This is a genomic window from Agrobacterium tumefaciens (assembly GCF_005221325.1).
Taxonomy (GTDB): Bacteria; Pseudomonadota; Alphaproteobacteria; order Rhizobiales; family Rhizobiaceae; genus Agrobacterium.
In genome coordinates, this window is the sequence record NZ_CP039888.1 from 798458 (window position 1) to 818917 (window position 20460).

The window sequence follows — 20460 nt, forward strand, 5'->3', positions numbered from 1 at the left end:
GCTGCGGGGCGATGGGTACATCGTTGAGACAAGACCCAATCTGTATTCGCTGAGCGAGTTCGGTCGCAAGTTTATGGCCTCGAGATAAGGTCATTCATCGTCCGCATCGATGCGCACGATGTTGCTATTCACCCCGAGCGATGCGTTCAGCTTCATGATGTTGTTAGCCGCATCGAACTGTTCGGACTGGCTCATCACTTTTGCAATGAACAGCCGCTGCGACGGCGCGCCGCCCGCTGGCGCGTCATTCAGCACCAACTTGAATTCGTAATCGTGGATAGTCTTCTCAGCCGCGATGAGAGCCTGCTGACCCGGATCAGCATAATCGATGCCCATGACGAGCTCCATCGTGCCGGCGCTGCGCGGTCCCTTGATGGTGCGAGTGCGGGCCGCATCGATGGACGTGAAGTTGATGGCTTCACTCGTGTCACCAAGCGAACCAAGGGCTTCAAGCTCCTTGATCTCTTTCCACGTCACTGCATCGGCCGTGCTGAAGTCCGCGAGAACAAAGTCTGTGTTCTTCTGTGTTTTGGTCACGCCGATGAACAGTTTTGCACCGGCCGTCGCGAAAATGGTCATGATGTATTCCTCTCGTTGGTGCGTCGCTCGTCGGCGGCGTCACGGGCATTGCAGCGCCGGCAGCCCGGCTTCCAGTTGGTCTTGCTCATCCTGAGTTCAGGACGTTTCTTGATTGAGATCACATGGCGGACCAGCACTGCCGGCGCGCCGCATTCACACAGATCGTTTCCGGGAATAGCGAGGAAGGATTTGGCCTGCTTTCGCCATTCGTTGTCATAGCCGCGGTCACGGGCGGCGGGTCGCTTCTTTTCGAACCGAGCCTTGCGCTCCGCCGCCATGCGGGCAACTGCCTTGCAGGTCTTCCCCGATGGATGGGCCTTGCCGCAGTGGCCGCAGACGGAAGGAGCACGTACCGGCATCAGTCACCCATGTTTCCGTAAAGCAGGAATTTTTCAGCCTCGATTGCCGCTATCCCGCCAGCAGCCCATTGCCCGGCTGATTTCACCTTGCCCTCGAAGCTGTTGACGGTGACGCCAGAGGCGGCGAACGTGATTGCACCGGTACCGGCCTGAAGCCATCCACACGAGAAGCCGCCGCGCAGACCTGCGGGAATCGTCACAGTGCACGCAGCCGTGAAGGCGAGTAGTCTGCCCTGGTGCTTGTCAGTGAGCGTCAGCGTGCTTGCCGGGATGAATTCAGGGGCGGTGCCAACGTCCTTGATGACGTCGTCCACCGTTGTTTCAACCTGCCGTTCCGACGGCGTACCCGCCTGACGCTTGATTTTGATTTTATCGACCATGCCAAAATCCTTAAAAGTTGCGATCGCGGCGCCTTGAACCCAGAATCGATGAGGGGAGGCAGGCGCCTTTCCGCTGTTCGGCTGATCGCTGGAACCGTCACAAATGCCCCTCAATCAGAGTCAGGCGACGGGGCGCTTGGCGGCCTGTCCCTTGATCAGCAGTGCCGAAATCGCAGTGCCGGTACCGTGCGTGCCGGAGAAATCAGCCAGCAGCTTCAAGTATCGCTTGTTGCCGACATAGCCGAGCTTGGTCACCTTCGGATCGGCCTGCGCAGTGCGCAGCGGAAGCACGATGCCACCGGCCAGAACGTCGACGCCCTGCACGTCGCCGGCTTCAACCGGAACGAAGGTCGTGTTGTCGTCCGAGTGCGTCAACGTGAAGTCGATCTTGTTGGTGCCGGTGAAGGTGATGCCACCAACACCGGTGTGGATGGCGATTACAGCCTGATTGAAACCGAGCAAGTCGACGGCAACCGGGACGTTGTCAGCTGCGAGGACAGCCGGAGGAATGACGGTCGTCAAACCGAGATTATGGACGAGATCGCGCATATCTGAATCCTTTCCTTGCCGCGCCTTAGGAGGCCGACATTTTCAGTTTCTTGAACTTGGCTGCCTGGAGAACGCCGCCACCGACGCGGCGGGTCGCATGGATGCGGGTGATGCCGTTCGTGGCCAGGAGGTACGGGTTCACCAGAATGGACAGGCCGACACGGTCAACGATTCGGTAGCCGCTGAAGTCGCCGAAAACGATCGGTGTTGTGTTGGCGGCAATGTCCGGCATGTCCGGAAGCTCGATGACAGGACGGCCGAGGATGGTTTCAGGTTGGCCAAGCTGGAAGGACGGCTGCCAGAGGAAGCGACCATCGCCGTCTTTCAGAAGGCGAAGCTTGCCAAGGGTCGTGCTGTTCATGGCCCAGGTACCGGCATTGCGGTACTGCGTGGGTAGGCCGTACATCAAACCGACGAGAGCGTCGGGGACGATCGTACCGGTGTTGGTGTTCGGAACAGTGGCGATGTCTGCATTCGTCAGAATGCCTTCAGGTTCCAACACGCCATTTCCGACAACGAAAGCACGGCCTTCCTTGGCGCCGAAGTCGTCGGACAGGGCGAGGCGGACTTCCGATTCAGCCTGACCGGCGGAGTCGGCGAGAAGCTGGTTGGAGATATCAACGTAAGTGTTGAGCTCCTTCACGACGATCTCGGCCTGTCCGAACGTCGGTTCAGAAGCCTCCTGCGCTTGCAATTCGCCCTTCCATTTCGCAGCCGTAATGCCGGTACGCAAAGGGTACGAGACGCTCGGAGCCGACGTGGATCGGACCGAAGCCACGGAACGGACTGGAGACACAAGCACCAGGTCGCGAATGAACTCCGTCGACATCTCTGCCGGCGCCAGATATCCGCCCTGCGGATCGGAGCTTACCTGCAGCGTCTTCAACTCATCCGCTGGCGTCTGATTGCCAAGACGAAGATACGTGCCGAACGCCTTCTTTTCGATCGCTGCGGCCTCGTCATCCTTCTTCTCGGAAGAAGCGCCGGGGCGATTGGCCTTCTTTTCGAGATCCGCGATTCGCGTCTGCAGCTTCTCGTTTTCGGCAGTCTTGCCCTCGATCTCCTTCAGGCGGTCATCGACCGACTTCTGAAGCGTCTCCAGTGCTTTGGTGACGATTGCCTCCGGGGCGTCATCGTCGCCCTTGCGGATAAGGGTGGCACCGGTCAGCGCCTTGTTATTCAGGTGTTCCATTTTAACCTCTCAGGCGCTCGGCGGCGCGGTTGATTGCTTCAGCCATTGCGATGGCGTGGATTGCAGATTTCGCGCTTGTCACCCGCGCGCCGGGATGCATGCCGACCACGACGAGCGAGACTTCTAGGAGATCAAGCGCACTGATCGTTCGGCCACCGCCTTTGCGAGTGACCGATTTTTTGGTGACGAATCCGACGCTCAAGCCACGCACCGCGCCAGACTTAACCAGCGCATGCACCTCGCGGGCGCGGGCCACGTCATTGATGAGAAGATTGCCCTTGACCTGAAGTCCGGTGCTATCTTCCGAGGCAGAGGACCAGACGCCGATCGGGTCGTTCAGATCGTGGCCAAACAACATTGGGAGCGGCAACGTCGCGCTCTTGAAGCTGCCCGGCTCAATGAGGTCACCAACGCGGTCAGCGGATCCGAAAGGCCACGCCAGACCGGTGATTTCGCCGGTATCGGTTGCGGCGATCTTGGTTTCGAAAAAGAGACGTTCCATCAGCGGCGTCTCCCCAAGAGACCGAGGATTCCGAGGAAGAGCAGCGCAAGCAAAATGGCGTCCAACTTTTCAGCGATCATGATGCGCTCCTGAAGTTGGCGCGGTCGCCCGCGAAAGCGTCGACTTGCTGCTGTATCCATGCGACCTGCAGGACTTTCACGACTGCGGCGTGACCGAACTTGGCGTCGAGGCCGAAGTCGGCGGCGATGTCCCAATTGAGAACGCAGCGGGCGAGGCAGTTAATTCGGGCTCTTTCACGCGCTTCGAAAGAGGCTCTTCCATCAACATCAGCCGAGGACGCGAGCTCGTCCATCATGGCGATTCTGGCTTTATTCTGCGTCTGGCTGTCGGGGCCTGCGATAAGGAGACGGAGACCTGTCGGCTTTCCTTCCCACGGTTCCGCCACGTCCAACCAGCGTCCACGTTCTTGGTCGGCGAGATTGCCGTGAATTTCGTCAAGCGTCATCGCCCGGCTCCTTGTTTGGCTTGCTCTGGTCTGGGGGCGATGTCTTTTCCGCTGGTGTAGATCTGGGCTGCGATGCGCCTGTATTCGGATTGGCGAAAGTCTCGCCGCCCTGATACGGCGGGAGATCAAGCAGCAATGTCCTTGCCTCGTTCGGATTGAGGGCGCGGGAACTGATGAGGCTGCTAGCGGCCGTGGCTCGGCTGACGAGGTCGACATTCGTGAAATCGTCGCGCTCGAACTTAACGCGGTATGTGGCGCGTTCCTCACGGCTGAAGAACCCGCGCCGCATGGCAGCTTCCATCGGACGCATCCAGAATTCTAGCGAGGCCAGCCATTCTTTGCCGGCCTGTTCCGCGTTATTCCACGTGGCCCTATCAAAATCGAAAAGAAGCTGCGGCGGCACACGAAAGGCGCGCGCGACTTCGAGGATGATAAATTTCCAGAGCTGCAGAAACTGACTGTCGACCGAGCTGAAAGACAACGTCTTAAAGCTCGCGCCATCAAACAGCACCGCAGTTTTGCCGCTGTTGTCGCTGCCTTCGTGAGCTTTTCGCCACGCGGCAATCATTTTCTTCATGCCTTCGTCGCCGACGGCCTTCGGGCTTTCGATCACGCCACCAGGGCGGGCGCCGGCACGGAAGAGACGCCCGGCGTGGCGCTCCATTTCCTTCGCGACGCCAATGCTTTCGGACGCCAGTGTTACCGGGCAGCGGGTGAAGGGACCACGGACGAACACAACCTCGTCACCAGGTGTCGGGCGGTTGTTGATCCGGAACGACGGTTCCCGGCGTCCGTCCGCAGAGTAGTCCACCTGGAAGTGCGAGGGCTCGTAAGCGGTTACTTCGCGGACCTCGGCGGAAACCCGGTTAACATGGGACAGCGAGCCTTTGTCGGAGGTAAGAGCACCGGCGATGACATCACGGACCCATTCGAATGAGGATGTGAAATCGTTGACGTCGCCGTCCAGCAAGGTGGCCACCGGATGATCGGTGTCCGTCACCCAGGCGTCGCCGTCCTTCCGCTCAACATTCAGCTTGAGCGCAGCGATGCTAGACGACAGCAAATGAACGGCCGAGGCGACGGCCGGAACGGTCATCGCGGTGGCGAGGCCGACCGCAGTCGAGGAGACCAGACCGCCGGTGAAAAGGGCGAACTCTTCGGCGGTCGGCTCGGCAAGCGACTTAATGTCTACGACAGGTGATTTGCGGCTAAAAAATTTCATGACCAGTTTATGGCTGATCCGCCGAAGAATCGCTTAATGGTTTGGGAGGGGAATTCAGGGTTTAAGAAGGGGATACTTGGATGAATTTCGAATGGAGTGCGTATCTCGATTTCGTGAAGCCGATCGCGCAGTTTGCCGCAGCACTTTTCATCGCGTGGATAACGGTCTGGTTGGCTTTAGGACGTTACAAGAAAGAGAAACATTGGGATCGAAAGTTGCAAGCCTATTCCGATGTATTAGCGGCCTTGGGAACGATGAACCAAATCCTCAATGAGTGGATACGCGAGGAGCACGAGAGGCGAGAAGAGACGCCTGAACACATTCAGAGAAACACGCAACGTTACAGATCTGCAATGGAAAAGATTGAAGAGACATCCTCTGTCGCTGCCCTGATCTTATTTCCTAAAGTGAACCAGCGCCTACGGAATCTGATAAGTGAACTTCATCGGGCCAACAACAATGATCAACGATCATGGCTTTCGGCTCTTCAGGAGGAGCACGTTATCGTGGAAAAAGCACGAGATGACTTGGTGGAAATTGGGAAAAGCGACCTCGAACTCAATCATTCCGAACGGCCTCTCAAGAAGGCTATCAGATCATCTTCGAAGCAGTAAAATCGGCCACCAAGCTGTTTAATAGGAGAGTCCGGCTGCTTGGCTAAGGTATCTCGAATGAAATCCGAGCCTGTTCCGATGCGCCGTGCTATCCCATTCAGCGTCCAAATAATTTTGGTTGAGTTGCCAGAGGGGCGTGTGTGCCCCTCTGCGAGTTTGTCGAAACGTGCTGCAGTAAGTGGCGGCTTCATCGGTTCGCCTCGTATTTCCGCAAAGCCTCTGCGCGGGCTGCAATAGCCTCTTCCAACGTCGGGTGGCTGGAAGTATGAATGACGCGCCCTTCACGACAGAGTTTTGCCCGAAAGCGGACGTGTTGGCCTAGGGTTTGTTTACAGACGCCTTGCGCGCCGATCTTGTTGTTATGGTGTTTCGGGTGTCGCTCCATCCGCTGCCGCACTGTCGAAAGTTCAAGATTGCACAGCCGCAAATCCGACTCGTCTCGGTTTAAAACGCGGACCTCCATGCCTTCTGGAATTTTGCCGTGGGTGTAAATCCAGGCCAGCCGCCGGGCGCGATGGACAACGCCAAAAATGACGATCAGCCATCCCGACGTATTGGAGCAACCAGCCCTGGTACCGGCCGGAATGTTTGAGGTGGGCCGGACTCTCCAGCGGAAAACGCCTGTCGAAGCGTCGTAGGCGAGGCGATCTCGAACGGTATGAGCGGTTGGATCCATGGTCTTCTCCTTGTGTAGGCACAGCTTCGCCCTTTTCCACTTTGGAGAAAGGCCGAGCCTTCTTTCCAAACCCCCGACTAAAGAGACCCTTTACAGGGCGTGTACTCAGTGTCTTTTCTTCCCCGCAGAGAAGCCAATGTGTTGTCCCCACACTGTCCACCGGTGCTTTTTATCGGCTGCACCACAAAATCGATTTGGTCAGGTCGTCATCCCGATGGCAAAACGTTCTGCTTATCGCCTGCCGGGGGATGCCCGGCGCTCCAAAGTCGAGGTCGTCAGGGCGCGACGTTGCCTCTGTTTTTTTTCCCGAAACCGTCGGGCGCGGCATGCGTATGTCCTTCATCGGCACCGATGGTGCTTGGCAGGGTCAAGGACGTTGGAAGACCGCCAACCTACAGATCACTAGCGTCATGGCGGGAGCCTCCGAGCGGACCCATGGCGCTATAAAATCCGTATATTCTCTTGATTCTTCTGGGTTTTTCGGTACTATCAACGTGAAAGTCCCCGCAGGGACTTTGGAAGTCCGCGCCGCTCTTGGTCTCGTCAACCAGAGCGGCGTTTTTGTAACCGGACGTCATTTAGGCGTCTTGGCGTTGCGGGCCTCGATCTTAGAAGACAGCCAGGCTTCGACTTCTGTTTTGACGAAAGCGATTCGACGTCCGTCGAGGTCAATGGCGGCGGGGAATCGTCCGCCGGCGCGGGCTTTGTTCACGCCGGTTCGGCTTAACGAAGTCAATTGGCATACTTGTTTGAGGCTGAGGAGCTGTATGGGGGTTGTCATCAGGGCCATCCTTGTCAGTTGAGATGGCTGTCTATTAATTCCCAAAAAACTTACGTGGCAACAAGCACGGGGCAGCAATACGAAGCGTATAGAGCCTACCCGAAGTCCACGGATTTAAAACGTTATTCGATATGTATCGCCGTGATATTGGAACAAACACAATGTTCATCGCGGATTATGCTTAGGCTCCGACAAAATAATATTGCGAAATTTAGGAAAATATTTCAGCTGTCTTGGAGCTTCTCGAACCGCACAATGTTCGCAGCAGGCTTTGTTGTTACGAAGCCGGACCAAGCTTGCATCAAACGCCGGCGCTTCTCGATGGCGTCGGAGCGTCGGTAGGCGCGCTCGGCCTCATCACCCACAACATGCGCCATGGCGGCTTCGATAACTTCGCGCTGGAAGGTTGATCGATCGCCGGCCCAATCGCGAAAGGCGCTTCTAAAGCCGTGGACGGTGGCGCGATCTGCATAATCCAACGTCCGGAGCACTTTCTGCATGCTCATGTTCGAGAGGCCGCTATTCTCCTTCGTACCCGGAAATACAAAATCGTTCATCCGAACCGCCTTCATACCCTCTAAAACTGCTAGGGCTTGCTTGCTGAGCGGAACTCGGTGTTCGCGCTTGGCCTTCATCCGCAGGGCAGGGACAGTCCAGATACCAGCGTCCATATCAATCTCGTCCCATGTTGCACCGAGAACCTCACCCGTGCGAGCTGCAGTGAGAATAAGAAACTCGAGTGCGCGTGCACCAAATCCGCCGACGGATTTCAGCTCCTGGCAGAAGGTTGGCATCTCTATATAAGGTAGGGCGGCGTGGTGGCCGCGCTTAAGCTTCTCATCCACTGGCGGGAGGAGGTGTTCAAGATGGCCTTTCCAGCGCGCTGGATTTTCGCCCTCTCGCCATCCTGCCACTCTCGAGTAATCCAGCACCCTTTCGATTCGCCCGCGCAGTCTCGAAGCGGTCTCGTTCTTTTCCTTCCAAACTGGCAAGACCACCGCCACGACGTCGTCAGTGTCAATTGAAGAGACCGGCATTTTGAGGAGACGCTTGCAATACGCATCGCCGAGCGTCATCGACCACTGCGCACGGTGCTTGTCGTTTCTCCACTTGTCAGCGCGTGTCGCAAGGAAAGCCGCAACGGCCTGCTCAAAGGTCGTGGGCTTTTTTTGGGTTTTCCGAGATTCGGTTTCTTTGAACGGATCGCCACCCGCACCCAAGATCTCGCGGATCTCGTCAGCCTTTACGCGGGCGCCTGCAAGGGACACCTGGCCGGTACCGCTGCCAAAAGAACCGAGACCGAGTTCGCGGCGTTTGCCACCCCGAATATAAATAAAGCTCCAGGTCTTACCCCCGCCTTTGCGGACGACGAGATAAAGACCGTCGCCGTCGCTTAGTCGACAGGGTTCTTTAGCGGCCTTAATTTGGGTCGTATTCAGCTTGTTGCGCGCCATCGGTCCTAATTCTGGTCCTAACATTTGCGGGTGTCACAAGGGGCATTTGAGACGTCATAGGCATATAAGAAATGAAAAAGTACAATAAAAGCAATGCGGGCTTTTCATCTAAGTTATGAAAGGCGTGATCGCGGCGGCCATCCTCTCCGCCATCTACCGAAGCCCCCCGAGACGTTGAAACGCCACGCGCCTGGAAGCCCGATGCTGGTTCGGGCACACTTCCTTACGATTGCTGTCGCAGTTCGCTGATGATACCTGGCGATGCTGATAAGCCTCCGCCGCACTGACGCGCGAATCATCAGTGCCGATCTTGTGGGGTAGACAGGAACCCGCGATAATTTACCGAAGGCTGATCAACCGATAAATCGCCGGCATGCCCGGCGTGTCGAATCGTTGTCCGGCGATTCAGTCTTGGGTCGACCGGCTTTTTCAGCTGTTTCCCCCTATGCGCATCTATATTGTGCTTCGCGATAGGTGCAATCAAAGCAAAAAAATCCCGGTATCATCGACAGGCATAGCAGGCTATGGCCGAAAACGCCGGTAGTTTAGAAAGGCCTTGTTAACTTCGCTAACTAACGGATTTTCAAGGAAGTTCTTAATGCATTGTAAAAGCAACCATCGTGCCGTAGTGCGGTGTGTGTTGTTTCCGCAACAAGCCGAAATGAAGCATATACGTAAATGCGCTTTATCGGATGTTGGTGATTGCAAGCGGCGAAACCTTTTGTATTTTCACGACCAGAAGCGAGGCGGTGGATCGTTTGGCTTCTAAGAACACGGGAATGGGGCAGGGAATGCTGTCCTTCAGCGAAAGAACCCAGACCCACTTAAAAACTTTGACTGGAGGTCAACCATGAACATCAAGAGCCTTCTCATCGGCTCCGCTGCGGCTCTCGCAGCAGTATCCGGCGCTCACGCTGCCGACGCTATCGTCGCTGCTGAGCCTGAGCCCCTGGAATACGTTCGCGTTTGCGACGCTTTCGGCACCGGCTTCTTCTACATCCCCGGCACCGAAACCTGCCTGAAGTTCGACGGTTACATCCGTTTCCAGACCGACTTCAACCGTGGTACGGGCTTCGGCACTGGCACGAACAACCGTACGTCTGACTGGAACTCGTTTACGCGTGCCCAGTTCAACATCGACACCCGCACCGATACCGAACTCGGCGCACTGCGTGGCTACATCGGTCTGCGCGGCGATGCCAACAACGACTCCAGCCGCGGCGTTGTTGTTGACCAGGCTTTCATCGAACTCGGTGGCCTGAAGGTCGGTTACTACTACAACTGGTGGGATGATGGTCTCTCTGGCGAAACTGATATCCTTTCTTCGAACGCTACGCGTCTGAATGCTATCCGTTACACCTACGACGCTGGTTCCTTCTATGTTGGCGTTGCAGTTGAAGAGCTGGATGCCGCTCGTGGCACTTCCAACCTTTTCAGCCTTGCTAAGGGCGGTTCTTTCGAAGGTGCCAATAACGTTGGCATCAGCGGTATCATTGGCGCCAAGTTCGGTGGCGTAAACGCTAACCTGCTCGGCGGTTACGACACGGACCAGGAAAACGGTGCAATCCGTGCAATCGTCACGGCTGACATCGGTCCTGGCACTCTCGGTCTCTCTGGCGTTTGGGCTTCCGGCGCAAACAGCTACTACGAAGAGTCCGAGTGGGCAGTTGCTGCTGAATACGCAATCAAGGCAACTGATAAGCTGACCATCACCCCCGGCTTCCAGTACTTCGGTACGATCGATATCGCTGCTGACAACGACTTCACGGGCGACCGCGATGCATGGCGCGCTGGCGTGACTCTTGATTATAAAATCACTCAGGGTCTCTCCACGAAGATTGCTGTTAACTACCAGGACGTTGATGGCACCGAAGGCGTTGACCGCGGCGCTGGCGACCAGTGGACTGGTTTCGTTCGCCTTCAGCGTTCGTTCTAATCTGATCTGACATTGTCAGTGATGGAAAGCCCGGCTCAAGAGCCGGGCTTTTTTGTTGGAACGCGCAGATGTAACCGTACTTGAGGCGGGTTTCATTTCGGTGCTGATTCGCGTCCTCAGGGGTATCGAAGCGGACGGGCTGCAAACCTTGCGTCCAAGGCTGATTCTCTGGCGGCGAGGAAAAGCAGATACTCACGCAAGCAATCGTTTTTTTGGACAATTTCGCATGACCGGATCGTGTTGGGATTTTGGCGATCGGACGAATTTAACGCAGGTGAACCAACCTGAATTTTCATTAAGTATTTGAAAGGCATGATTTATTAACGCATTTTTAATAAATGACGCTTTGTCCGTAGAGTTGTAGCTATTTCGCAACAACTGAAAACTAAGGTCACCTTACTGTCTTCCTTCTGTCATGATTGCGATTGCCTGTGCGGCCGGTTTTGGCTCTAATGATCTCCATAAGCGGCACGCATTTCTGAAGTGCTTTCCCACCCGCTGCTTAGAAGATTAAGCGTTTGACTGGAGGTCAACCATGAACATCAAGAGCCTTCTCATCGGCTCCGCTGCGGCTCTCGCAGCAGTATCCGGCGCTCACGCTGCCGACGCTATCGTCGCTGCTGAGCCTGAGCCCCTGGAATACGTTCGCGTTTGCGACGCTTTCGGCACCGGCTTCTTCTACATCCCCGGCACCGAAACCTGCCTGAAGTTCGACGGTTACATCCGTTTCCAGACCGACTTCAACCGCGGTACTGGTTTTGGTGACGGTACCAACAATCGTACGTCTGACTGGAACTCCTTTACGCGTGCCCAGTTCAACATCGACACCCGCACTGATACCGAACTCGGCGCACTGCGTGGCTACATCGGTCTGCGCGGCGAAGCCAACAACGACTCCAGCCGCGGCGTGAATGTTGATCAGGCTTTCATCGAACTGGGCGGCCTGAAGGTCGGTTACATGTATACTTGGTGGGATGATGATCTCTCCGGCGAAACCGACATCCTCTCGTCCAACACTACCCGCGGCAACGCTCTGCGTTACACCTACGACGCTGGCTCCTTCTATGCTGGTCTCAGCGTTGAAGAATTGGATGCTGGACGTGATATCTCGAACCTCACCAACCTCTCAAAGGGTGGTTCGTTCGAAGGTAACAACAACGTTGGCGTAAGCGGTATCGTTGGTGCCAAGTTCGGTGCGGTCAGTGCAAACCTGCTGGGCTCCTACGACACGGATCAGGAAAACGGTGCCATTCGCGCAATCGTTACGGCTGACGTCGGCCCCGGCACCTTCGCTCTTTCTGGCGTTTGGGCTTCCGGCGCAAACTACTACTACGAAGAGTCTGAGTGGACGGTTGCTGCTGAATACGCTATCAAGGCAACCGACAAGCTGACCATCACCCCCGGCGCTCAGTACCTCGGTACGATCGATATCGGTGCTGACAACGACTTCACCGGTGACCGCGATGCATGGCGTGCTGGTGTGACGGTTGATTACCAGCTCACGCAGGGTCTGGCTGCCAAGGTTGCTGTTAACTACCAGGACGTTGACGGTACCGAAGGTATTGACCTTGGCGCTGGCGACAGCTGGACTGGTTTCGTCCGCCTTCAGCGTTCGTTCTAATCTGATCTGACATTGTCAGTGATGGAAACCCCGGCAGAAATGCCGGGGTTTTTCTTTTGAGTGCTTCCGGTCGTTACCGGCGTGTGAAAACAAAAAAGCACCGGGTGAGCCGATGCTTGAATGTTCCTGTAATGATCAACGATTGGCGGAAGTTTCCGCTCTTATCCCGCCCGCCCGTGGCGCAGGTCATCGACGATATCTGCCTGTTGGCCGAGCCTGGTCTTATAGACCTGATAATTCTCCATCACCCGCTGCACATAATTGCGTGTCTCGGGGAAGGGGATGCGCTCGATCCAGTCGACCACTTCGTCGATCGGCTTGCCGCGCGGGTCGCCATATCGGGAGATCCATTCCGGCACGCGCTTCGGCCCGGCATTGTAGGCGACGAAGGTGAGGATGTAGGAGCCGCCGAAGCTGTCGATCTGCTCACCGAGATAATGGGCGCCGAGCGTGGCGTTGTAGCCCGCATCGCTGGTCAGCATCGCCTGCGTATAGGGCAGCCCGTGGCGGCCGGCCACGCCCTTGGCGGTGCCCGGCAGCAATTGCAGCAGGCCGCGGGCATTGGCGGCGGAAATGGCGGTCGGGTTGAAGGCGCTTTCCTGCCGGGCGATGGCATAAGCAAGCGCCTTGCCGGAGCCGGCAATATTGGCGCTGGCCGGAATGACACCGAGCGGATAGGCGAGTGCGGCCGCATCGATGCCGCGGCTGAAGGCGGTCTTGCCGATCTGCAGCGAAACCTGATGGTTGCCGTTACCTTCCGCCCGTGCCGCCAGAATGGCAAGTTCGCCGGGGCTGTCCAGCTGTTCGGCGAGCAACCGGTAAAGGCTGTCGGCACGCCAGCCATAACCCGCTGCCTCCAGCCGGTCGATGGCGCGCACGGCCTCGCGGCCGGCAAAACGTTCCCGGTCGCCATTGCTCGCGTTCGGATAGGTGACGTTCAGGGTTTTGGCACCGATTCGTGCAGCGGCAAGCTGGCCATAGAATGTGCCGGGATGGGCGGCTGCCTTGGTGAAGAAATCACGGGCATTGCCCGGTCCGCCCGCTTCCGCCGCCCGTCCAAGCCAATAATAGGCGCGTGAGGCGGAAAGCGGCCGGTTCGAGGTTTGCAGCAGCGTGCTGAAGTGGCGTGATGCCGTCGCCGGATCGCGCAGCGCCCTGAGCGCATACCAGCCGGCATGGAACTCTGCATCGGCAATATCGACGGGCGAGGTGGCCGAATGATTGGCGACGATGCGATAGGCCTCGGCAAAATCGCCGAGATCGGCGACACCGCGCGCGATGATGCGGCGCTCATTCCACCATTCGCCGGGATTGACGAGCTTGGCCGTGTCCTTCGGCGCCTGCCGCAGAAGGACGGCGGCTTCCGGATATTTCTGCTGGTTGCGCAGGTTCTCGATACGCGCGAAGAGATAGGTAGGATCGTTGCGCCAGGAGGCCTCGACCTTGCCCAGCAAAGCTGTGGCATTGGCGGATCGCTGCAGCACCGCCGCCCAGGCACTATAAAGCGACTGCGCCTTGCCGAGATCACCGAAACGCTTCGCCTGGCTGATGCGGCTGCGATACATCAGGTAATCCATGCGCGCCTTGTGATCGGCCGGCGTCAGATAGGCAGGAAATTCAGCAAGCACGCGGTCTTCCATGTCCTTGTCCATGCCTTCGCTGACCCAGAGCTGGCGAATGAGGCGCTGTGATTCGTCCATTTTGCCGGAGGAGGCGAGCGCCTTGGCAAGCACGACGGTGCCATCAGCGGTTTCCGGCTGGCTGCTGCCAAAGGCTGAAAGCACCTGAGCGGCCGGTGGATCCTCGCGGTAAAGCGCCTTTTCGGAATTGGCTCGCAGGGTGGCGGCACCGGGCCAGCCGGCAAGTTCGCGCTGGGCGGTGGCGATCTCGGCGGAAGGCACGTCCTTCTGGCCGGAAACGGCAATCGCCCAGGAAAGAATATGCCGGTCGAGGCTGCCGCTCGGCATGGTATTGCGCAGCGAAATCGCCCTGGCCGCATCGCGGCTGGAAAGCGCGTCGAGGCCTGCCTTCAACTGGCTGGTATCATCGGAGCGGTTGAGGCGCGGTATGGCGCCGGTGATCTCGGGCGAGGCCGGCATGAAGGCCGGAACGGTCGGCGCGTTCGGCTTGACATAGGGAAGGGGTGCCGCACCCTCAGGCAGCGGTCCGGCCAATGCGTTCCAAACGGTTGCGGCAAGCCCCGCCGCCATCAATCCCCAGACTGTCTTTTTCATGCCGCTCTTCATCGTGTAACGGATTTATCGACTTTCTTGTAATATCGCTTCATTGCAGCGGGATTGCCGAAACGGTTTTCAGTCCCGCACGGGAATCTTGGGATTTCAGGCTTAATGAAATCTTAATTTCCGCCTCGCAATTCAATCAACTTTTATTCACCGGCCCGCGAGCGGCGTCGCTTTTCCGCACTTGCTTTTTGTGCTTGCCGATCCCGGCCCGGAGACTGTCACACTTCCGACAATTTCGGACAAAATACGCTGCCTTTGCGCTTGTCGGCGCCAAGGGCTGGCTCTAATGTGTGCCGGTTTTAACCATCGAATGCGGCCGAAGCATGAACCGGCTCGGCGCCAGGAGCTTTGCATGTTCAAGGGATCAATTCCCGCCCTCATTACCCCGTTCACGGACAATGGCGCCGTGGACGAAAAGGCCTTTGCCGCCCATGTGGAATGGCAGATCGCCGAAGGCAGCAACGGCCTTGTGCCCGTGGGCACGACGGGGGAATCCCCGACGCTTTCCCACGACGAGCACAAACGGGTCGTTGAGCTGTGCATCGAGGTTGCGGCGAAACGGGTTCCGGTCATCGCGGGTGCCGGCTCCAACAATACGGATGAAGCAATCGAGCTTGCGCTGCACGCGCAGGAGGCCGGTGCGGATGCGCTGCTCGTGGTCACGCCCTATTATAACAAGCCGACGCAGAAGGGCCTGTTTGCGCATTTTTCCGCCGTCGCCGAAGCGGTGAAACTGCCTATCGTCATCTACAATATCCCGCCGCGTTCGGTGGTGGATATGTCGCCGGAAACCATGGGTGCGCTGGTCAAGGCGCATAAGAATATCGTCGGCGTCAAGGATGCCACCGGCAAGCTCGACCGGGTTTCCGAACAGCGCATTTCCTGCGGCAAGGATTTCGTCCAGCTCTCGGGTGAGGATGGCACGGCACTCGGGTTTAACGCCCATGGCGGCGTCGGCTGCATTTCGGTCACCGCCAATGTCGCGCCGCGCCTTTGTTCGGAGTTCCAGGCGGCAATGCTTGCCGGCGATTACGCCAAGGCGCTGGAGTATCAGGATCGCCTGATGCCGTTGCACAGGGCAATCTTCATGGAACCCGGCGTCTGCGGCACCAAATACGCGCTGTCGAAGACCCGCGGCGGCAACCGCCGGGTTCGTTCGCCGTTGATGAGCACGCTGGAACCTGCGACGGAAGCGGCGATCGATGCGGCGCTGAAGCATGCTGGCCTGATGAACTGAGACACGCCTGAAAAGCCTTGAGGCGCGCCACGGATCGCTTCGCAACAGAAGCCGTCCGACGCGCCTTTTCTTTTTGCGGCGACGATACTAAATAGAGCATGTCTCCCAAAAGTGGGCACCTGTTTTGGGATGAAAACATGCGGAAAAGTAAGAACTACATCTCGAAAACCGCTTTCGGCGGCAAGGCCGAAGGCGCAATAAGAAAAACAAGGGATTGAAATATCATGGCCCCCAAAGGCAGCCAGCGCGTGGTGAACAAGATCGTTGCGGAAAACCGCAAGGCTCGTTTCAACTACGAAATCATCGATACTTACGAGGCTGGCCTTGTGCTGACCGGCACCGAGGTCAAGTCGCTGCGCGAGGGCAAGGCGAATATCGCTGAATCCTATGCCTCGGACGAGGGCGATGAAATCTGGCTGATCAATTCCCATCTGCCGGAATATCTGCAGGCCAACCGGTTCAACCACGAGCCGCGCCGCCGCCGCAAATTGCTTTTGAGCAAACGCGAGATCAGCCGCCTGCGTGCCGGCATCAACCGCGACGGCATGACGCTGGTGCCGCTGAAGGTCTACTTCAACGAAAAGGGCCGCGCGAAGCTGGAACTGGCGCTCGCCAAGGGCAAGAAGCTGCACGACAAGCGCGAGACCGAGAAGGAACGCGACTGGAACCGGCAGAAGTCGCGGCTCTTGAAGGGTGGCAACGCCTAAGCGGCAGGAAATTTCGCGGCTTAGAGGGTAGCGGCCTTTCGCCACTTGTTCTTCCGTCATGCCGGACTTGTGTGGACGTAATATGGTTTACTGGAGCATTGGCCGGGATGCGCATCCCGGCCAATGCAGGCAGGAGGCCGTATTTCCGGACTGGTTGAAACAGCCGAGATCAAGCAAGGCCCTGCCTGCTCCCTTTGACCCCGAACGGTTGCTCGGGCTTTCGCCCGCACCACAAGCCTGGGAGCAAGGCCATGATACAGGAACTTCTCTTCGTCGGCATCGATGTTTCCAAAGCCCGCTTCGATATCGTTGTGCATCCTTCCGGCAAGTGCTGGAGTATAGGCAGTTCACCTGCACAGATCGCGGCTCTCATTGAGCGCCTTCAGGCGCTTGGACAGGTCATCGTTGGGCTGGAGGCATCTGGCGGTTACGAGCGCAGGCTGGCTGACAGTCTGCATGCGGCAGGCCTGAAGGTTTATATCCTGCCGCCCGCAAGGGTTCGCAACTTTGCCAGGGCCATGGGCCAGCTGGCAAAGACCGATAGGATCGACGCCGCCGTGATCGCCCGCTATCTGGCGACGGTACACAATAGTCTCACGCCCTATGAGCCAGACGCTGCCCGCAGCAGCCTCAGCGCTCTGGCGGCTCATAGACGCAGGCTGGTCGCCGAAAAGAGCGGCCTGACGAGCCAGCTCGATACCATCGAAGAGCCGCTGGTGCGTGAGATGCTGGAGGTGCGTCTGCGTACCATCGCCACTGATATCGCCACCCTCGACCGCGCCATGCGCGACCTGCTGAAGGCGACACCCGCCCTGCGAAAACGTCACGACAGGATGTGTGAGGTCACCGGTGTCGGCCCGATGCTAGCCACCGCGCTCCTTGCCGATCTGCCCGAACTTGGCACCGTTTCGTCAAAGGTCATCGCTGCCCTGGTCGGCGTCGCACCGCATGCGCGCCAATCCGGATCCTCCAACCGCCAGGGCAAATGCTCCGGCGGCCGCAAGCATCTGCGCGACATCGCCTACATGGCCGCCCTCAGTGCCATCAAGATAAAAGACCCGGTCCTCGGCGCTTTCTACCAGCGCCTGCGCAGCAAAGGAAAACCCTTCAAGCTGGCCATAGTCGCAACAATCCGAAAACTCGTCACGATCCTCAACGCCATCGCCAGAACAGACCCCGCGTTTAACTGAGCATCCACGGTTGCTTGATCCGGCATCCAGCCACGGCGCGTCTGCGCCGTGAGAAGAGTCCTTTCAGCCCAAAGACTTGGGCTGGCTGGATCCCGGCTCAAGGCCGGGATGACGGGAGTGTGTTGCTGCCCGATGCGCCCGTCACGCCGCCCGGTACGACCGCTCCACATGCGCCCGCGTTGCCGAAACGCTGAACCGGCTCACCAGCGCCGCCAGATTGGCGCTGACATCGCTCAGATTATGCGTGGCCGCATTGGTTTCTTCCACCATCGCCGCGTTCTTCTGGGTCAGATTGTCCATGCTGTTGATCGCCGCACTGATTTCCTGAATGCCGACGGACTGTTCCTGCGCTGCCTTGGTCAACGAGGTGATGTGATCCTTGATGTGATCGACCTTGTTGCCGATCGTATTGAGGGATTCGCCCGTCTTGTTGACCAGCGAAACGCCCTGCATCACATCTTCGGAAGACTTGGCGATCAGTGTCTTGATCTCCTTGGCGGCGTTGGCGGAGCGCTGTGCGAGCTCTCGCACTTCCTGTGCCACAACCGCGAAACCCTTGCCGGCTTCACCTGCGCGTGCGGCCTCCACGCCGGCATTCAGCGCCAGAAGATTGGTCTGGAACGAAATCTCATCGATGACGGAAATGATCTGGGTGATCTTCTGCGACGATTCCTCGATGGCGCCCATGGCCTTCACAGCGTCCGTCACCACATTGCGCGAGCGCGCCGCCTCAATCGCCGAGCTTTCGACGATGGCCTTGGCCTCTTCGGAGCGCTGGGCGGAGAGTTTGGAAATGGTGGTGATTTCCTCGACGGCGGCGGCGGTTTCCTCCAGCGCGGCGGCCTGCTGCTCCGTGCGGCGGGCCATGTCGTCGGTCGCAGACGTCAGTTCGCGCGTATTGCCGGAAATCTTATTGGCCTCTTCGACGATCTGGGCAAATGCACCGGAGAGATTGCCGACGGCGGCGTTGAAATTGGCGATCAGCCCTTCGAATTGCGGCGCTGTCTTTTCGCCGATGCTGGAAGTGAGATCGCCATTGGCCAGCCGGTCGAGGGCGTTGTTAAGCAGGTCGAGAACGTGATCCTGCTCCTTCTTCATCTGCGCCTGCTCGGCCTCCACCTTTTGCCGCTCGCTTGCAAGCACGTCGAGATAGACGGAGATGGAATAATCCATGTCGAGAAGGGCGGCCTTGATGGTGGCGGAGAGGGCGTCCTTCACCTTCTTGGCCTTCTTTTCCACGAAAAGGCCCTTCAATTCGGACTCGATCACCGCCTTGACGATGCCGTCGAGCATGAGGGCATAGCCGCCGATATACCATCTCGGCTCCAGCCCCAGCCTTGCATGGGTGCGGCCGATGGCGGTCACGGCATTGGTGTAATCTTCGTTGAACGTGCCGGAGGCGATCCTGGACCAATGTTTGAGCTGCATGCTCTTGGCGTGGTGGATATGGGCCTCGCTGGAGAAAAACTTCGCCGTCTCCGGCACCGAGCGAACCTTCGCATAAAAACGATCGAGAGACGCATCGAGAGAGCCGGTAATGACGCCCTTCATGTCTGAAAGATTTTGTCGCTCACCGTGGCCAAGCCCCAGAAAATTCAGTCTTTCATCGAGTTGTCGGTCGTTTTTGGCTTGGCCTTGCATGTCTTGTCATCCTGCTTTGGCACCCAAATCATGTCTCTGGCGCCGTTGCGTGATTTAGACACGTCTAAAATTAACCAAGATATAATTTCGATTGGCTGGATTTGACGTTTGTTAATTAAAGCGGCGATTTTTCGGCGGCCAGGCGGCGTCTACGCAAACAAAAACGCGCCCGTTTTTTCGACTGGCGCGTTTCTCGATGTCATGGGGACAAGCCCGGATCAGACCGTCTCAGGACCTTCGGCGTGACGCACAGGGCGTTCGTTCGGGTCGCGCCCGATTTCGGCCTTCAGCGTCATCAGATCGATGAAGTGGTCGGCCTGGCGGCGCAGGTCGTCGGCGATCATGGCGGGCTGCGTGGCCATGGTGGAAACCACGGAGACCTTGCGGCCCTTGCGCTGCAGCGCATCCACCAGCGTGGTGAAATCGCCGTCGCCGGAGAACAGAACCAGGTGATCGACCGTCTCGGACTGTTCCATGGCATCGACTGCGAGTTCGATATCCATGTTGCCCTTGATCTTGCGGCGGCCGAGCGCGTCGGTGAATTCCTTCGCCGGCTTCGTCACGACCTTGTAGCCGTTATAATCCAGCCAGTCGATCAGTGGGCGGATCGAGGAATATTCCTGATCTTCGATAAGCGCGGTGTAATAATAGGCGCGCAGCAGATAGCCACGTTTTTGAAACGCCTTCAGAAGCTTGCGATAGTCAATATCGAACCCCAGGCTTTTCGATGCTGCATAAAGATTGGCTCCGTCTATGAAGAGCGCAATTTTCTCCCGTGGATCGAACATTCCATCCCATTCCTTTTTTTGGAAAGGCCATTATCTGGCTTTTATTTCCGGTCGCGAACGCGAAAAATCATGTCGGATCAACGAATTTGCGGTGCGCCGTTGCGTTTTAAGTAAGGTAACTTCACCCGTATTCCAAGACAATTCTTCTAGACATTTTGTTCATCAGACGCCAAACATCGGCAATAAGGTGCCAAAAGACGCCAAAGACAGGAAAAACTTGAATTCCGCGGCCAATGGCTGTATCGGAAGCTGGAAGGCTTCGTCGCGAGGAATCCCAAGCGTTTTTCGCAAGGCACGAAGCGCAGATTCAATAGGTTAGAGCA

Annotated in this window: 21 protein-coding genes; 7 read left to right on the plus strand and 14 right to left on the minus strand. The window is 57.6% G+C overall.

All coding sequences use genetic code 11. The annotated features are described in order from the left end of the window. Positions 1 to 90 precede the first annotated feature (90 nt). The 8 genes from CFBP5499_RS04230 to CFBP5499_RS04265 form a co-directional block, all read right to left on the minus strand. Positions 91 to 579: a hypothetical protein gene (locus CFBP5499_RS04230; protein ID WP_080825453.1), complete on the minus strand. Its 489-nt coding sequence runs from the start codon at positions 577 to 579 to the stop codon at positions 91 to 93. Beyond that, the gene (locus tag CFBP5499_RS04235) at positions 576 to 857 is read right to left on the minus strand and encodes an endonuclease (protein WP_233284175.1); all 282 of its coding nucleotides are present in this window, start codon (positions 855 to 857) and stop codon (positions 576 to 578) included. The genes CFBP5499_RS04230 and CFBP5499_RS04235 overlap by 4 nt, the downstream gene beginning before the upstream one ends. An 80-nt stretch (positions 858 to 937) precedes the next feature. Then, the gene (locus CFBP5499_RS04240; protein WP_080825451.1) at positions 938 to 1318 is read right to left on the minus strand and encodes a hypothetical protein; all 381 of its coding nucleotides are present in this window, start codon (positions 1316 to 1318) and stop codon (positions 938 to 940) included. Between the two features lie 120 nt (positions 1319 to 1438). Beyond that, entirely contained in the window at positions 1439 to 1867 is a 429-nt protein-coding gene (locus tag CFBP5499_RS04245; RefSeq protein WP_080825450.1) for a hypothetical protein, read from the minus strand. A gap of 25 nt (positions 1868 to 1892) precedes the next feature. After that, entirely contained in the window at positions 1893 to 3059 is a 1167-nt protein-coding gene (locus CFBP5499_RS04250; protein WP_080825449.1) for a phage major capsid protein, read from the minus strand. Position 3060: 1 nt separating this feature from the next. Continuing rightward, positions 3061 to 3561, minus strand: coding sequence for an HK97 family phage prohead protease (locus CFBP5499_RS04255; protein WP_080825448.1), 501 nt, complete (start codon positions 3559 to 3561; stop codon positions 3061 to 3063). Positions 3562 to 3637: 76 nt separating this feature from the next. After that, positions 3638 to 4027, minus strand: a complete 390-nt coding sequence (locus CFBP5499_RS04260) for a hypothetical protein (RefSeq protein ID WP_080825447.1) — start codon at positions 4025 to 4027, stop codon at positions 3638 to 3640. Continuing rightward, entirely contained in the window at positions 4017 to 5249 is a 1233-nt protein-coding gene (locus tag CFBP5499_RS04265; protein WP_080825446.1) for a phage portal protein, read from the minus strand. The genes CFBP5499_RS04260 and CFBP5499_RS04265 overlap by 11 nt, the downstream gene beginning before the upstream one ends. Before the next feature lie 80 nt (positions 5250 to 5329). Here CFBP5499_RS04265 and CFBP5499_RS04270 point away from each other — a divergent pair, with 80 nt between their 5' ends. Further along, a complete protein-coding gene (locus tag CFBP5499_RS04270) occupies positions 5330 to 5863 on the plus strand; it encodes a hypothetical protein (RefSeq protein WP_080825445.1) in 534 nt (177 codons plus the stop codon). A 187-nt stretch (positions 5864 to 6050) separates the two neighbouring features. Here the strand turns inward: CFBP5499_RS04270 and CFBP5499_RS04275 are convergent, their stop codons facing one another. The 3 genes from CFBP5499_RS04275 to CFBP5499_RS04285 all read right to left on the minus strand — a co-directional run bounded on the left by CFBP5499_RS04275 (position 6051) and on the right by CFBP5499_RS04285 (position 8774). Continuing rightward, the gene (locus tag CFBP5499_RS04275) at positions 6051 to 6539 is read right to left on the minus strand and encodes an HNH endonuclease (RefSeq protein ID WP_080825444.1); all 489 of its coding nucleotides are present in this window, start codon (positions 6537 to 6539) and stop codon (positions 6051 to 6053) included. Between the two features lie 574 nt (positions 6540 to 7113). Further along, the gene (locus CFBP5499_RS04280; RefSeq protein ID WP_233284176.1) at positions 7114 to 7320 is read right to left on the minus strand and encodes a helix-turn-helix transcriptional regulator; all 207 of its coding nucleotides are present in this window, start codon (positions 7318 to 7320) and stop codon (positions 7114 to 7116) included. A gap of 224 nt (positions 7321 to 7544) precedes the next feature. After that, positions 7545 to 8774, minus strand: coding sequence for a tyrosine-type recombinase/integrase (locus CFBP5499_RS04285; RefSeq protein WP_080825442.1), 1230 nt, complete (start codon positions 8772 to 8774; stop codon positions 7545 to 7547). Positions 8775 to 9624: 850 nt separating this feature from the next. On the opposite strand from CFBP5499_RS04285, the gene CFBP5499_RS04295 reads away from it, so the two are divergent. The 3 genes from CFBP5499_RS04295 (at position 9625) to CFBP5499_RS04305 (ending at position 12331) form a co-directional block, all read left to right on the plus strand. After that, a complete protein-coding gene (locus tag CFBP5499_RS04295) occupies positions 9625 to 10710 on the plus strand; it encodes a porin (RefSeq protein ID WP_080825441.1) in 1086 nt (361 codons plus the stop codon). 55 nt (positions 10711 to 10765) lie between these two features. Beyond that, positions 10766 to 11017 carry a hypothetical protein gene (locus tag CFBP5499_RS04300; RefSeq protein WP_130932449.1) on the plus strand — a complete coding sequence of 84 codons (252 nt, stop codon included), beginning with the start codon at positions 10766 to 10768 and terminating at the stop codon, positions 11015 to 11017. 228 nt (positions 11018 to 11245) lie between these two features. Further along, entirely contained in the window at positions 11246 to 12331 is a 1086-nt protein-coding gene (locus tag CFBP5499_RS04305) for a porin (protein WP_080825440.1), read from the plus strand. A gap of 161 nt (positions 12332 to 12492) precedes the next feature. Here the strand turns inward: CFBP5499_RS04305 and CFBP5499_RS04310 are convergent, their stop codons facing one another. Further along, a complete protein-coding gene (locus CFBP5499_RS04310) occupies positions 12493 to 14565 on the minus strand; it encodes a lytic transglycosylase domain-containing protein (protein ID WP_175416613.1) in 2073 nt (690 codons plus the stop codon). A 361-nt stretch (positions 14566 to 14926) separates the two neighbouring features. Between CFBP5499_RS04310 and dapA the strand changes: the two genes are divergently transcribed. The 3 genes from dapA (at position 14927) to CFBP5499_RS04330 (ending at position 17708) form a co-directional block, all read left to right on the plus strand. Further along, a complete protein-coding gene (gene dapA / locus CFBP5499_RS04320; protein WP_080825439.1) occupies positions 14927 to 15811 on the plus strand; it encodes a 4-hydroxy-tetrahydrodipicolinate synthase in 885 nt (294 codons plus the stop codon). 224 nt (positions 15812 to 16035) lie between these two features. Continuing rightward, a complete protein-coding gene (gene smpB, locus CFBP5499_RS04325) occupies positions 16036 to 16518 on the plus strand; it encodes an SsrA-binding protein SmpB (protein WP_035218083.1) in 483 nt (160 codons plus the stop codon). Between the two features lie 251 nt (positions 16519 to 16769). Next, positions 16770 to 17708 (plus strand): IS110 family transposase, encoded by a 939-nt coding sequence (locus CFBP5499_RS04330; RefSeq protein WP_080825206.1) that lies wholly within the window; start codon positions 16770 to 16772, stop codon positions 17706 to 17708. 141 nt (positions 17709 to 17849) lie between these two features. Here the strand turns inward: CFBP5499_RS04330 and CFBP5499_RS04335 are convergent, their stop codons facing one another. Together CFBP5499_RS04335 and CFBP5499_RS04340 are read right to left on the minus strand one after the other, a co-directional pair. Further along, positions 17850 to 19349, minus strand: coding sequence for a globin-coupled sensor protein (locus tag CFBP5499_RS04335; protein WP_080825438.1), 1500 nt, complete (start codon positions 19347 to 19349; stop codon positions 17850 to 17852). Positions 19350 to 19567: 218 nt separating this feature from the next. Then, entirely contained in the window at positions 19568 to 20137 is a 570-nt protein-coding gene (locus CFBP5499_RS04340; protein ID WP_003509957.1) for an NYN domain-containing protein, read from the minus strand. Between the last annotated feature and the right edge of the window lie 323 nt (positions 20138 to 20460).